Here is a 13,498-nt window from a genome sequence, read left to right on the forward strand (position 1 = left end):
GGGTGGGAGCGGGGGAGGCAGGGGAGTTGGCGTCGGAATGGGCGTCGGTAAGCAACTGCCCTACACCATCACCGGGATGCACCTTGTAGGCCTGGTGCAGCAGCTTCTGGGCCTGCTCCCACGCGCGCGGGCCGTGCTCCACGGTGGTATCGAGCAGCACCGCTTGCAGCCGCCGGCCATGGCGGTCAAGCGCGCCGACGAAGGTATGGTGCGCGTCATCGGTAAAGCCCGTCTTGCCACCAATACCGTCCGGATCATTGAGGAAGAGCCCGTTATCGTTGCCTAATTGGTAACCGTCAAGGTCGCCCCAGCCGGGAAAATCCACAGACTCCGTATCCACAATGCGCGCGAAGGTCAGGTTATGGAAAGCCGCGCGGTAAATGCGGGAAATATCCTCGGCCGAGGTAGACATGCCCGGGGCATCGAGCCCGGAGTAGCTGGCCGCGTAAGTGGAATTCGTGCCGATCTCGGCCGCCTTCTCGTTGACCTTGCGCAGCGTGGCCTCGTCGCCGCCCAATTCCTGTGCCAGCGCGTGCGCGGCATCGTTGCCAGAGGCCATGAGCAAGCCCTGCAAAAGCTGTTCCACCGTGTACGTGCCGCCCGGGCCGATGCCTACCGCCGAGCCGTCAATCTGTGCCGATTCTTCGCCCACCTCGACCTTCTGGTGCAGATCCAGCTCGTCGATAACCACCAGCGCCAGCAGCGCCTTGATGATGGAGGCCGGCCGGTAGCGGCCGTTAGGGTCCTTCATAGCGATGATTTCGCCGGAATCGATATCGGAGACCATCCACGCCGCGGCCACCACATCCTTATCCACCTTGAACCCCTCGGGCAGGGTGGTGCCACAGGCCTCATCGCTCTCCACCGGCGGCAGCGGGGTGGGTGAGGCCTGCCCAGGAGCGAGGCGCTCCGAGGTGGTGGTGGCCTTTTCCGGGCGCTCGGCGTGCGGGCACTTATCGGTATCCGGGGCGGCGGTGCGCGTGGTGGTCGGAGTTTCCGGCTCTTCCGCCAGGGCGAGCGGTGCGCCGCTGAGCAGGACGGTAACGAGAGAACTAGCGATAATTCTTTTCATGACATGACACATCTTAGGCCCGTGCCTACGATGGGACGCATGCATGACGCGCCTTTGATTAGCCCTGAGAACAAGGACTCCGCCGCCGACGTGGTGGCCAAGCTGCCTAAGGTCTCCCTCTTTGAGACCATTAACTCCACGGCCGCTACGACGGAGGAGCTTACCGCGACCATCCGCGAGCGCTACGAGGCCCTGGCCGCCGATGGCGTGGTCTACGCGGAACTGCACCTGGATCCAGCAGAGATTGGCCTGGACGCTGCCGCGGTTGTTGAAGCCGCCGGTGCAGCCCGCATTCCTTCCCTCGACTCTCGCCTCGTCTTGGCCGGCACGGCCCCTGAGGCAGCAGTGCCTGACGACGCCCCAGTGGTGGGCTACAACCTGCCGCAGGACCAGGCGAGCGCGGCCGCGGACTTCCGCGCCGCCTACCTGCCCACCCAGATTCACGTGGGCGAGGACTTCGCGGAAGTTGAGCGCGCCGCCCAAGCCGGCGTGAACCGCCTTATCCACCCGGTAAACATGATCGATGACTTCACTGCGAATATCGAAGGCATCGTGCCCGGTAAGGCCTCCGGCTACATCCGCGACCGCCATATCCCCCTGGTCTTTACCCCACTGGAGGAGGCCGAGGAGCTGACCGACCACCCACTGCCACTGCTGCAGCAGCTGGGCTTTACCTGCGCGATTTCCTCAGGCGAGACTACCTTGACTAAGCAGTTCCTCGCGCTGAGTGAGACCTTTGGCTATGGGCTAGAGGAATTTTTCGATCTCACCGTCAAAGCGGTGGAGAATTCCTTCGCTGACCAGGAATTACGGCAGCATCTGCTAGAAACGGTTATCCTGCCAGCATACGAGGAACTTTCAGACCCCGAGCTGGCAGGCCCAGACACTGAAGAGTCTTTGGCAGACGCCGCTGAAGAAACTACTGACTAAAGGAGAATTACATGCCTTCCGTACTTTTTGTTGTTACCGCCGCTGAGGAATGGACACTGGCCGATGGCACTAAGCGCCCGACCGGTTACTGGGCCGAGGAGCTTATTGCACCGCACCGCGCCTTCCAGGGCGCAGGCTGGGATATCCACTTCGCTACCCCCGGAGCAAAGGCTCCCGTCGTAGACGAGTACAGCCTGGAGGTACTGCCCGATAACGTGCGCATGGCGCAGGAGAATTACTTGGCGGAGTTGGGCGTGGCGCTAGAGAACCCGCTGAACCTGGCCGATGTCAATGAGGAAGACTATGACCTCATTTTCTACCCAGGCGGCCACGGGCCGATGGAGGATCTTGCCTACGATCAGGATTCTGCCAAGTTGATTCAGGCGCGTATGGATTCCGGCCGCGCGCTCGGCCTCGTTTGCCACGCCCCAGCCGCGCTATTGGCATTGGATAACGAAAATTGGCCGTTCAAGGGCTACAAGATGACCGCCTTCAGCAACGCTGAGGAGGGCGAGGACGCCATCGCCGCCGCTAAGTGGGCGCTGGAGACCCGCCTGCGCGAGCTCGGCGCGGATTACCAGGAGACCGATCCGATGTCCCCGAACGTCATTGTGGATCGCAACCTGTACACCGGCCAGAACCCGGCTTCCTCTGAGCCGCTGGCACAGCGTATTCTGCGCGATTTCTAAATGAGCGTTTCGCGAGTTCTCAAGGCCGGGGCTACCCTGACCGGCGTGGTCGGGGTAGCGGGCATGGCGGCGTATGCACTCAGCCGCCGGCCGTACCTGCGTGAGGTGGCACCGGGGCTGCGCAGCCCGATTTTGTACCTGCCTATGCACCTGCTTGCCGACGCCACCTTTGCCCGCGCCAGCCGCTTCTTTGCCAGCATCGATTTCTCCCGTCCGGTGCGGCACGCGGTGGATATTACGGAGTTCTCCGCTTCCTTCGATGGCCACGCCTTTAGCGCCCGCGTGCTTACCCCACGCGGCGATTCCCAGGGCGCAGCCACCGCTGGGCCGCGTCCCGTGGTGGTGTGGACGCACGGCGGCGGCCATCTCATTGGTGGTCCGGCCATGTATGACCCGCAGAATGCACGTATGGCGGCCGAACTCGGTGCCATCGTGGTGGCCCCGCGCTACCACAAATCCACCCAGGAGCCGTTCCCCGCGGACCATGATGAGTGCTACGCCGCGCTGCGCTGGGTGCAAGAACACGGCGATAAGCTGGGCGTGGATACCTCGCGCATCGCGGTCGCCGGCGATAGCGCCGGTGGTGGCTTGGCCGCGGGCTTGGTTCAGCGGGCCTTTGATGAGGGACATCCGGTCCGCGCGCTCGGCTTGGTCTATCCCATGCTGGATCACCGCACCACGGACAAGTCCGGTGCGGTGGGCCAATTCATCTGGACGGCGGGCCCGAACCGCGGCGCGTGGTCCATGTACCTGGGAGACGATCACCTGGATGTTGACCTGCCGCCCTATGCTTCGCCGGCCACGCGCAGTGATCTTTCCGGCCTGCCGCCAACGTGGATCGGGGTTGGTGGCATCGACCTTTTCTGCGATGAATCCGTGGCCTTTGCCCAAGCCCTCGACGCCGCCGGTGTAGACACCACCCTCGACGTGTGGGCCGGCGCCTATCACGGCTTCGACCAGATTAAACCCAAGGCGCCACAATCGCGCGAGCTTATCGACGCCCTCATTGACCACCTCCGCCGCCACCTCTAAAGTCACGTACTGAGGGAGGACGAGCGATGAAATACAACACGCACGTGTCGTGGGTCGTATTTTTCACCAGCGTGATTGTTCTCGGTCTGATTCTGGGCGGGGTTTTTGGGATAGGAACCCTGGGCCGATCCATTGTCGGACTCAGTCTGTGGATAGTGTGGCTGATTTTCGATAAATACATGCGCGACCGGACCCGGATCCGACGCCAAGAGGAAGAAGCGCCGGGCCGCTAGACACAAAAAGCCGCCCCCTCTCCGTCCAGCTGCTGTGCAGTGGGGCAGAGGCTAGGGCGGCGGATGTTACGCGCGGCTGGGGCCGCGCGACCTGGTACGGGTTTAGAACTTGGAGAAGCGCTTGATGAGCATATCCTCCAAGCCCTTCCAAGACTCGGCGTGCTCGTTATATGGCTTGGACGGTACGTAGCCGGCGTGCTCGGTGGAGCCGAGCATGTAGCCCAAGTAGTCCTGCAGGCGGGGGTGAGCCAGCATATAGGAGTTAATGGAATCGTCGCCTGCCCAGTCGGCGGCATCGGCGCATACCTCATAGCAGCGTGCCATCTGATCGGAATCGACGGCCTCTGGGCCCTTTTCGATATCGCGGACGATGCCGTTGAAGGAGTACTGGTTATCCGGGTGGACCTGAATTTCTAGCTCGCCGGCATTAGCGGCGGCGACAACTTCTTCCCAGGTGGATACGCGTGCCAGGTCGTGGTCATCGTTGTCCATGATCCAGCGCACCAGTGTCTTCGGGGAATCGAAGGTGAAGATCTCGCCCCACTTGCCCAAGAAGATGGGCTTGCCATCCAGGTAGGTGCGCAGGGTGTAGACGGACTTGGACTGCGCGGTGATCTTGATGGGATCGATGCCGGCCGCGGCCCACGGGGAGTTATCGTACGGGTCAGCGGCCTCGGCGGCGGCCTTGCGCTTTTCCTCGGCTTCCTTGGCCGCTGCAGCGGAGGCGGCAGCAGCAGAAGAGATGCGCTCCTTGGCATCGGAGACCTCGGCCGCATCAAAGTCATCGCTGGAGACCACGCGGACGTGCTCATCCAGGTCCTCGATGACCTTCTTCCAGTTGCCGGCGATGACGTGGCCCACGCCGGACCACTCGCTCATGCCCTGTTCGCCGGAGTAGTGGTCGGCGCCGCGGGAGACGTTGCGCAGGATGGAGTGGGAGGCGAAGAAGATGGTGGTGTGCTCTGCACCGGCGACGTCGGCAAGCGCGGAGGCCATCTCCAGGTTGCGGGCCACCGTGGATACGTTCCGGTGGCTCGGGCGACCAGCCAGCGCCTCCGGCATGCCGATGAGGTCATACTCATCGCGCTCCGCCGGGGTGACGCGGTCCGCATCGCGGCCGGCAAACTGGTCCCACTGCGGGTGGTCCAGCAAATCATGCTTGGTGCCAGACTCCACAAAGCACAGCAGCTCGGCGGGCGAGTTGAAGGCTAGGACTGCCTCTTCATCGCCCAAAAAGGCCTGCCACTCGGAGCCATGTTGGCGCCACTTGGGTGCCCAGAGGGTATAAAAATCGCCCTCGGTCAGCGAGAGCTTTACAGGTATAATTGCGCGGGTGCTCATGGCGTTTTAGTCTACCCAACGCCCTAAGCAGCGCGCGAGAGCGCACCGGCCTTAGGCCGTGGGGCGCCAAAAGCCTTTGAATTGCATGCCCATATTTGTGGTGCGCAGCGGGTTGGTTTGCACCGGGTCGCCGGCCTCCACGATTTCCCCATTGCCGGAATACATTGCCACGTGCCCATCCCATACCACCAGGTCACCGGGCTGCAATTGATCCGCGCTGACCTGCTGGCCAACCGCCTGCTGGTCCGCCGTGCGCGGCAAGTCCACTCCGGCCTGCGAATAGGCCCATTGGGTAAGACCCGAGCAATCGAAGCCACCGTTTCCGGTGCCGCCCCACACGTAGGGCTGGCCCACTTGGCTCTTCGCTGCGGCGACCGCGGCCTGCCCGGCGGCCGAACCGCCCTCGGCAGAGGGCTCTGGTGCGGGCGGGGAAGAAGGCGCGTCGTGTGCGGCAGCATCGGCGCCGGCACCAACGCCCGCCGCGGATTGTTCTGGAAGAGCGGTGGTTTGCTGGGTGCTGGTGGGGCTTGCGGAGGCGTCGGCAAGCGCGGAGTGCACCGGCCGCTGCGCTACCGGCTGCAAGGACTGAGCGGCCGCGCTGAGATCGCCCATCAAGCGCTGCACGCGGGCAGTGGCCATGCCCAAGTGCTGGGAGATAAGCGCGCGAAGCTGAGCCAGAGCGGCGGCACGCGCCGACGGATCCAGCGACAGGAAACCCAGCGCGGTGGGCAGGGCCTGGCGCACCAGCTGCGTGGCGATGCCCACCAGGTCCCGGATGGTGCCCGCCACCAAGGTGCGGGCCTGGCCGAGCGCGGCAGAGATGGTTGCATTATCGAGATCGATATTTTTCGCCGATTCGAGTAGGGGAGCGGGATTGCCGTGGGCGATGGCGGCCAAAGGCTCGGCGGCGGAGAGATCCGGCACGCGAGGAAGCTCTACCTCCGGAAGCTGCGCCGGTTGCATGGTGGCAATCTGCTTAAGCGCGGTATCGAGCATCTACATCGCCGCCCCAAGGTGCTGGCCTAGCGCGGCATCGGTGTCTTCTGCCTCGCGCGACATCTGGAAACCGGAGTGGGCAACCTGCCCCATATCGTTGCGCAGCACGCTCATGCGCGCGCCCACATTATCGAGCGCGGCATGCACCGCCTCATTGAAAGCGGTGAATGCGGAATCTTCAGGCAAAACGGGGTGGGGCGGATTCTCCCCTTGGGACTGGGCGTGCAGGTCGCGGGCGAGGTGGCGGGCATAGTCAGTATCGATCGTGAAAGGTCTCATGCCCTATTGGACTGCCCGATGGCCCATTTGGTTCCCAAAAAGTTTAAAGTGGTGGTCATGGACATCCACGTAGTAGACCACCCGCTTGCCGCCTCCCGCCTTACCCTCATGCGCGATGCGCGCAGCGATAACTCCGCTTTCCGCGCCGCTCTGAAAGACTTGGGCGCCATGCTTGTCTATGAAGCATCCCGCAACCTTGCCGTGGAGAACTTCGACTGCGCCACCCCGGTTTCTACCGCACAGGGCACCCGCCTGCAGGACCCGCCTATCATCGTGCCGATCATCCGCGCCGGGCTGGGCATGGTGGACCCGGCCCTGTCCATGATTCCGGATGCGCAGGTGGGCTTTATCGGTATGGCGCGCAACGAAGAGACGCATGAGCCGGTGCCGTACCTGGAGGCATTGCCGGAGGACCTGACCGGCCGCACGGTGTTCGTGGTGGATCCAATGCTGGCCACCGGTGGTTCCCTGCTGCACGCATTGCGCCTGCTTGCCGATCGTGGCGCCACCGATATCACCGCCATCTGCATGGTCTCGGCGCAGCCGGGTGTGGATGCGCTGGCTGAATCCGATCTGCCGGTGCGCCTAGTTACCGCCGCTATCGATCCTTCGCTCAACGAGGATGCTTATATCGTGCCGGGCTTGGGCGATGCCGGCGACCGCCTCTACGGTCCGCGCAATATCGACCTTTAAGGTAATCTTCTCCCTGGAAAGGCGACCGCACTTTCCAGGGGGAGAATATGAGTTTCATTCATCTAATGTGGTCGAGCTACGGCCACGGATTTTCGCAACAATTGCGGCGGGTGCGACAGCGTCGGGGGATTTCGCAGCAGGCGCTGGCGGAGATTTCTGGGGTCTCTCGCAGCCAAATTTCTAATCTGGAGCGCAACGAAAATGGCGTGCACGCCATGGCCGATCCGCAGCTGTCTACGGTATATAAGCTGGCCTTGGCTCTAGAAATCCCGCCGGCGGTACTGCTGCCGGCCGGCGGGGACGTGGTGGAAGGGCACTTGGCTGATTCCGCGGTGGTCGTCGCCGAGGACGTCGCGCCTTTCCCGCGGGGATACGTGGACCGGCGTCGGTTTGCCGCCACGTGGAATGGCGCCTTGAGCTAGAGCACCCCGCATCACCACCTGAGTTACTGAACCGCATGGTCTAGTTGTAGACTTTGCACCCAGACGTATTTCAACGACAGGGAAGGCACGCGGATGATCTCGGAATTCATCAACGAGTGGTTCAATGCCCACCGTGCGGAGGTCATCGCGTGGCGGCGCCATATCCACCGCCACCCGGAAACCGCGAACCAAGAGGTGGAAACCACCAACTTCCTAGCCACCGTCTTGCAGGACTATGGTCTGGAGCCACAGCGCTTCCCACAGACCGGTCTCATGGTCGACATCGGCCCCGATACGGAGCTAGGCCGGCTGGCCTTCCGCGCCGATATCGATGCCCTGCCAGTCACCGAGGTCACCGGCCTGGAATATACCTCCGAGGTTCCCGGCAAGATGCATGCTTGCGGCCACGATGTGCATACGACCGTGGCGCTGGGCCTGGCCTGCGCATTGGCGGATTTTCAGCGCGTCCACGACCTGCCGCTGGGTATTCGAGTCATCTTCCAACCGGCCGAGGAAGTATGGGTCGGCGGCGCAACCGACGTTATCGAATGGGGCGCGCTGGAAGGTGTGCATTCCATTTTTGCCATCCACGCCGAGCCCAAGCTGCGCGTGGGGCGCATCGGTATCCGCGCCGGGGCTATCACTTCTGCTACCGACGTGGTGGAGCTCAATATCAAGGGCCCAGGCGGGCATACCTCCCGGCCGCACCTGTCGGCCGACGTTGTGTATGCCCTAGGAAAGGTCATTACCGAACTGCCCGCGCTGCTCTCGCGCCGCGTTGACCCGCGTACCGGCACCGTTTTGGTCTTTGGCCAGGTCAATTCTGGCTATGCGCCCAATGCCATTCCGGAGACTGGCAGCCTAACCGGCACCATGCGCACGGCCGATATTGGCATCTGGCGCGATATGCAAAGCCTCTTTACCGAGCTGGTGGATCAAATCCTTGCGCCGGTAGGCGTAGAGCACGAGCTGACCTATAACCGCGGCGTTCCGCCGGTGCTTAACGACGACGTCGCAACCGCCCTGCTTGCCTCCGCAGCCCAATCCATCGACCCGCAGGCCGTCGTACAAGCCCCGCAGTCCTCCGGCGGCGAGGACTTTTCCTGGTACCTAGAAAAGGTCCCCGGTTCCATGGCGCGGCTTGGTTGCTGGTCCGGCGAGGGCGAGCAGCATGACCTGCACATGGGCGATCTCATCGTGGATGAGCGGGCTATTGGCGTGGGCATCAAGCTCTTTGGCGCCGTGGTTGAGCAGTTCATAGGGGAGAACGCGGAGACAGACTAACGCGCTGAAAGGTTCTACACGTTAAACTCGTAGGCGACTTTTACTGTGGAGCCTATAAAGGAGCAAGTGCGTGTTGAACCAGACCAAGCGAATCGTCATCATCGGCGGCGGCCCGGCCGGCTATGAGGCAGCGTTGGCAGGTGCTAAATATGGTGCAGAAATCACCATTATTGAAGACCAGGGCATGGGCGGCAACAGCGTTATCTTGGACTGTGTTCCTTCCAAGTCCTTCATCGCTGGTGCCAATATTAAAACCGACCTGCGCCGTGCCGAGGATATGGAACTTAACCAGGGCATTGGCCAGGCCCATCTTTCCTTGACCGCACTGAATAAGCGCGTGCAGGATCTGGCAAGCAAGCAGTCCTCCGATATCCGCGCCACCGTGGAATCCCTGGGCGCACGCGTTATCGATGGCCGCGGCTATTTCCCAGAGGACCAGGAAGCCGATGCCTTCGGCGGCCACAAGGTCACTGCCGTATTCAACGAGGACGGCCACGAGGAAACCATTAACGCAGATCTCGTCTTGGTGGCCACCGGCGCCACCCCTCGTATTCTCCCCGGCGCTCAGCCGGATGGCGAGCGCATCCTTACCTGGCAGCAGGTCTACAACCTCACCGAGCTGCCGGAGCACCTCATCGTCGTCGGTTCCGGCGTCACCGGTGCCGAGTTCGTCTCCGCCTTCGCTGAGCTGGGCGTGAAGGTCACCATGGTTGCCTCCCGCGACCGCATTTTGCCGCATGACGACGCCGACGCGGCCGACGTTCTCGAGACCGTGCTGAGCGAGCGCGGCGTGGAACTGGAAAAGAACTGCCGCGTGGAAACCGTCAACCGCACCGAGGACGGCAACGTCCTGGTCACCACGCAGGACGGCCGCGAAATCACCGGCTCCCACGTCATCATGTCCATCGGCTCCATCCCGAATACTCAGGACCTCAAGCTGGAGAACGTTGGCGTGGAAACCGCAAAGTCCGGCCACATTCAGGTCGACCGCGTCTCCCGCACCAATATCGCCGGCATCTATGCCGCTGGTGACTGCTCTGACCTCTTCCCGCTGGCTTCCGTCGCTGCAATGCAGGGCCGCGTGGCCATGTACCACGCCTTGGGTGAGGGCGTTTCTCCGCTGCGCCTGAAGACCGTGGCCAACGCCGTGTTCACCCGCCCAGAGATCGCAGCCGTAGGCTTTACCCAGGCAGAAATCGAGGCAGGCGAGGTAGCCGCCCGCACCATCACCATGCCGCTCAAGACTAACCCGCGCGCCAAGATGCGCTCGCTACAGCACGGCTTTGTCAAGCTCTTCTGCCGCGCCACCTCTGGCCGCGTTATCGGCGGCGTCATCGTCGCGCCGACCGCCTCCGAGCTCATCCTGCCCATCGCTATGGCCGTGACCAACCAGCTCACCGTAAACCAGTTGGCTGATTCCTTCGCCGTTTACCCGTCCCTGTCCGGCACCATCACCGAGGCTGCGCGACGCCTCGTGGCTCACGACGACCTGGAGTAAGCGATCTTTTCCTTTCTTTTGCGCCCGCCTTTAGTAACCAGCCTAGGGTGGGCGCTTTTGCATGCGTTTTAAAAGGTGGAGTAGGAATGCTCAGCGGTGCGATTGAGTGAAACCTGGATGGGGCGATCTGCTTGTGGAAGGGCACGCTGGGGACAATGTTCGCGCGGGCAAGCGGTACAACCAGGGCCGATAGGGGTGGCGGCGGATAAGTCTAGATTAAGAGCATCGGCGTAGACAATGCGGTCGGCTTCAGAGATATCGCAGCCTAAGCCTACGGCGAATTCCTTGCGAGGGGTTCCCCAAGATTTTGCGGTTCCTTGCACAAAGCGACCTATCCACAGGAAGGCATGGCCATCCGGCATGGCGGCTACCTGGCGGGTGATGCGGTTGGGCGTTTCAAAGGCGCGGTGGACTACCCACAGCGGGCAAGAACCACCCGAGCGGGCGAAGTGGAAGGCGGTGGAGGATTGGCGCTTGGAGATATTTCCGGCGCGGTCAGTGCGGATGAAGGAAAAGGGCACGCCGTTAAGGCCCGGGCGCTGGAGGGTAGCCAAGCGTTGCGCGGTGGTTTCGAAACCGGTGCCAAAGTAGTTGCACAAAAGGTCGATGTCGTAGCGGGTTTCCTCAGCCATCGATAGGAACGGTTGGTAGGGCATGGTGACTGCGGCGGCGAAGTATTGCGCGAGCCCTAAAGTAGCTAATTCTTGGGCTCGGTTCCGCCGAAGTCCTTTTAAAACGCGTCAGCTCCCCCAAATTCCGGCACCGTCAAGTTGGCCGGAGCGGGGGAGCTGACATACTTGTCGTGGCTTTCCTGTGGTCGGGCTATGGCTGGGTACGCCGTGCTAGGAGGTGAATTGCTGCGGTGCAGATAAGGGCAGCTAAACCAGCGAAGAAAAACATGCCGGGCCATGGGGCACCGATTTCTATAGCTCCAAAAGATTCAACGAGAGTAATCACAATGCCATCCGCTAGGAATAGGCCGACGATGATGCCGGCGATTAGCAGGAGCCGAACGAATAGGGAGCTTTGGTTTGCGCTACTTACAACCACACCGATGAGTGTGCCGATGTATCCGGTGAGTAGGTGACCGCACATGAAGCTTCCCAAGGTCGCTACTCGAGCGAAAAGAGGCCTGAGACCGGAATTGCCAGGAAGGATAACCCAGGAAGAGTGTATGTCCACGCCGGCACGTAGCGCGACATAATAGGTCAGCCAAGCAATGGCGCCGAATACGAACGCAGCGAGCCAGAGCGTCGCGTGCATGCTAAGCAGCCACTGTCGTGGGCGCATTCCCAGGCCGCGAAAGGCCCGGTATTCTGTTGCTGTGAAGGCGCAGTAGAGACCCCAAACGAATACGGCGAGAATCCCCCAGCCAGCAGGGTTAGCGCTAATCGTTGCTTGGTCGGAGGGTAGAAAATTAGGCACGCTCCACAGCAATGCGACGATAACGCTAACGGCGATAAGTGTCTTTGCAGCGTTGAGATTAAAGGTCTTCAGCAGGGACATTTTAGGACTCCTCATGTGGGGTGCGGGCGGATTCATGGGCGCGGGAAACAAGGGAATCAATGAGCTGGCCGTCGTCAAGGTAGGAGACGGTGATTTGAGCGGCGTTCACGGTATCGTCCGGAAACGGTACCGGGGACCAAGCATTAACTTTGGTGGTCGAGCCAAGCGAGGATTGGTGGAGAGGCAGGGCGTCGGCAAGCGCGAGGGCTTGCTCAACGTCCTTTGCGTTGCCCGTGAGCACGGGGTAGTGCGGCCGTTGGGATTCAAGATCTGTGGGCCCGTTGACCGTGCCTTCCTGCACGGTAATGACCTGGTCAATCAGCCCCACGAGGTCTTCCGCGCGGTGGGAAGAAAGCACGAGCAGCCAATCCGGGGTGGCGGCGGCATGGGCGATGATGAGCTCACGCAGGCGCGTGCGAGTCGGCGCATCCAAGCCATTGAAGGGCTCATCGAGGAGGGTGACCGGCGTGCGCGCTGCCAGGGCAGTGGCACAGGCAACCAATTGGCGCTGGCCGGTGCTCAAAGAGCGGTTCTTGCTGCGCTTATCGATGCCCATCTTATCCAACAGCTCCTCCGCATACCCCACGGCGAATCCCTCGCGTACGTGCTCTGCGGCGCGCAGGTGCTGGCGCACAGTGGAACCGGAGAGCAGAATATCGGCGCCGGTGCGCGCGATCCCCACCTGTGGGGTATCGATGCTGCCCTTGGTAGGAAGGAATCCCGCTACCGCACGCAAGAGCGTGGTCTTGCCGGCGCCATTGGGGCCGATCAGCCCGTACATGCCGGCGTTGAGATCGAGGTGTGGCACGTGCAGGCGGCGCTTGCAGGTGACGTTCTTCAACTTAAGGTGCGTCATGATGGTCTCCTTCGGCTTCGATGAGGTCGGCGATGTCGCTGGCGCTTAAGCCCAGCGCGGCTCCTTCTTTCAGGAGGGGAACGATGAAGTCTTCCCTGAGTGATTCTTGGCGTTGATGGCGAACCTTCTCGCGCGCGCCTTCGCGTACAAACATGCCCAAGCCGCGGCGTTTTTCCAGCAGCCCTTCCTCGAAGAGGACGGTCAGTGCCTTGGCGGAGGTAGTGGGATTGACGGAATGGAAAGCCGAAAGTTCATTGGTGCTAGGGGCGCGTTCTCCCTCTGGGAGTTCGCCGGAAATAATCATGTCCCTGATTCCTCCTGCCAGTTGCTGGTAAATAGGCCGGGTGTCACTCATGCTGCGGCCTCTCTAATTCGTGGCATATGACTCCCTTTCTGGTGTATGGGTTAACCACCTATGTGGGTAACCATATAGGTGTTTATGAATCTGGTCAATACGAAGCGGGTTGGTCTGGCAGGTGTCCCCGCTGCATATTTTGTTGAACCAAAAATTTACAACATTTACAGGAAGGTCAAGCGCGTTATTACTGGTCGGGCTGTAGAAATCTCTCAGACGTTGCTTTAATCGCTGGTCGGTGTGGCGAACTCCGCTTGAAAATGGGCAGACAAGGAAGGTTTCGATCTCTAAACTGAGATACGGATCACCCGA

At 61.7% G+C, this 13,498-nt stretch carries 15 protein-coding genes and 1 pseudogene; 8 read left to right on the forward strand and 8 right to left on the reverse strand.

What is annotated here, in order from left to right:
• Positions 1-1,072, reverse strand: a 1,072-nt coding sequence (locus tag MHY24_RS07110) for a D-alanyl-D-alanine carboxypeptidase family protein (RefSeq protein ID WP_239228854.1), incomplete at its 3' end; no start/stop codon positions are given.
• 39 nt (positions 1,073-1,111) lie between these two features.
• Between MHY24_RS07110 and MHY24_RS07115 the strand changes: the two genes are divergently transcribed.
• From MHY24_RS07115 to MHY24_RS07130, 4 genes are read left to right on the forward strand one after another with little or no spacing between them, the layout of a single operon-like run.
• Complete coding sequence (locus MHY24_RS07115) at positions 1,112-2,002, forward strand: adenosine deaminase (RefSeq protein WP_239228855.1); 891 nt, start codon at positions 1,112-1,114, stop codon at positions 2,000-2,002.
• An 11-nt stretch (positions 2,003-2,013) separates the two neighbouring features.
• Positions 2,014-2,691 carry a type 1 glutamine amidotransferase domain-containing protein gene (locus MHY24_RS07120; RefSeq protein ID WP_239228857.1) on the forward strand — a complete coding sequence of 226 codons (678 nt, stop codon included), beginning with the start codon at positions 2,014-2,016 and terminating at the stop codon, positions 2,689-2,691.
• A complete protein-coding gene (locus MHY24_RS07125) occupies positions 2,692-3,723 on the forward strand; it encodes an alpha/beta hydrolase (RefSeq protein ID WP_239228866.1) in 1,032 nt (343 codons plus the stop codon). It abuts the gene before it with no gap.
• A 26-nt stretch (positions 3,724-3,749) separates the two neighbouring features.
• Positions 3,750-3,956, forward strand: coding sequence for a hypothetical protein (locus tag MHY24_RS07130; RefSeq protein ID WP_239228877.1), 207 nt, complete (start codon positions 3,750-3,752; stop codon positions 3,954-3,956).
• Positions 3,957-4,058: 102 nt separating this feature from the next.
• Here the strand turns inward: MHY24_RS07130 and MHY24_RS07135 are convergent, their stop codons facing one another.
• The 3 genes from MHY24_RS07135 to MHY24_RS07145 are packed head-to-tail and all read right to left on the reverse strand — an operon-like array spanning position 4,059 to position 6,572.
• Positions 4,059-5,297, reverse strand: coding sequence for a hypothetical protein (locus MHY24_RS07135; protein WP_239228887.1), 1,239 nt, complete (start codon positions 5,295-5,297; stop codon positions 4,059-4,061).
• Between the two features lie 51 nt (positions 5,298-5,348).
• The gene (locus MHY24_RS07140; RefSeq protein ID WP_239228889.1) at positions 5,349-6,293 is read right to left on the reverse strand and encodes a C40 family peptidase; all 945 of its coding nucleotides are present in this window, start codon (positions 6,291-6,293) and stop codon (positions 5,349-5,351) included.
• A complete protein-coding gene (locus tag MHY24_RS07145; RefSeq protein ID WP_049383645.1) occupies positions 6,294-6,572 on the reverse strand; it encodes a hypothetical protein in 279 nt (92 codons plus the stop codon).
• 57 nt (positions 6,573-6,629) lie between these two features.
• On the opposite strand from MHY24_RS07145, the gene upp reads away from it, so the two are divergent.
• The 4 genes from upp to MHY24_RS07165 all read left to right on the forward strand — a co-directional run bounded on the left by upp (position 6,630) and on the right by MHY24_RS07165 (position 10,469).
• On the forward strand, positions 6,630-7,265 hold the full coding sequence (gene upp, locus MHY24_RS07150) for a uracil phosphoribosyltransferase (protein ID WP_204610091.1): 636 nt from the start codon (positions 6,630-6,632) through the stop codon (positions 7,263-7,265).
• 47 nt (positions 7,266-7,312) lie between these two features.
• On the forward strand, positions 7,313-7,687 hold the full coding sequence (locus tag MHY24_RS07155; protein WP_204610089.1) for a helix-turn-helix domain-containing protein: 375 nt from the start codon (positions 7,313-7,315) through the stop codon (positions 7,685-7,687).
• 93 nt (positions 7,688-7,780) lie between these two features.
• Positions 7,781-8,971, forward strand: a complete 1,191-nt coding sequence (locus MHY24_RS07160) for a M20 family metallopeptidase (protein WP_204610087.1) — start codon at positions 7,781-7,783, stop codon at positions 8,969-8,971.
• 70 nt (positions 8,972-9,041) lie between these two features.
• On the forward strand, positions 9,042-10,469 hold the full coding sequence (locus tag MHY24_RS07165; RefSeq protein WP_239192811.1) for an NAD(P)H-quinone dehydrogenase: 1,428 nt from the start codon (positions 9,042-9,044) through the stop codon (positions 10,467-10,469).
• Between the two features lie 68 nt (positions 10,470-10,537).
• Here MHY24_RS07165 and MHY24_RS07170 read toward each other — a convergent pair.
• The 4 genes and pseudogenes from MHY24_RS07170 to MHY24_RS07185 form a co-directional block, all read right to left on the reverse strand.
• Positions 10,538-11,179 (reverse strand): annotated as a pseudogene (locus MHY24_RS07170) (short-chain fatty acyl-CoA regulator family protein); the annotation flags it as partial.
• A 112-nt stretch (positions 11,180-11,291) separates the two neighbouring features.
• The gene (locus tag MHY24_RS07175; protein WP_239228891.1) at positions 11,292-11,975 is read right to left on the reverse strand and encodes a transglycosylase; all 684 of its coding nucleotides are present in this window, start codon (positions 11,973-11,975) and stop codon (positions 11,292-11,294) included.
• A gap of 1 nt (position 11,976) precedes the next feature.
• Positions 11,977-12,831, reverse strand: a complete 855-nt coding sequence (locus MHY24_RS07180) for an ATP-binding cassette domain-containing protein (protein WP_239228894.1) — start codon at positions 12,829-12,831, stop codon at positions 11,977-11,979.
• Positions 12,818-13,186: a GntR family transcriptional regulator gene (locus MHY24_RS07185; RefSeq protein WP_049359605.1), complete on the reverse strand. Its 369-nt coding sequence runs from the start codon at positions 13,184-13,186 to the stop codon at positions 12,818-12,820. The genes MHY24_RS07180 and MHY24_RS07185 overlap by 14 nt, the downstream gene beginning before the upstream one ends.
• Between the last annotated feature and the right edge of the window lie 312 nt (positions 13,187-13,498).

It is taken from the genome of Corynebacterium sp. ACRPQ (genome assembly GCF_022347225.1).
Taxonomy (GTDB): Bacteria; Actinomycetota; Actinomycetes; order Mycobacteriales; family Mycobacteriaceae; genus Corynebacterium; species Corynebacterium tuberculostearicum_D.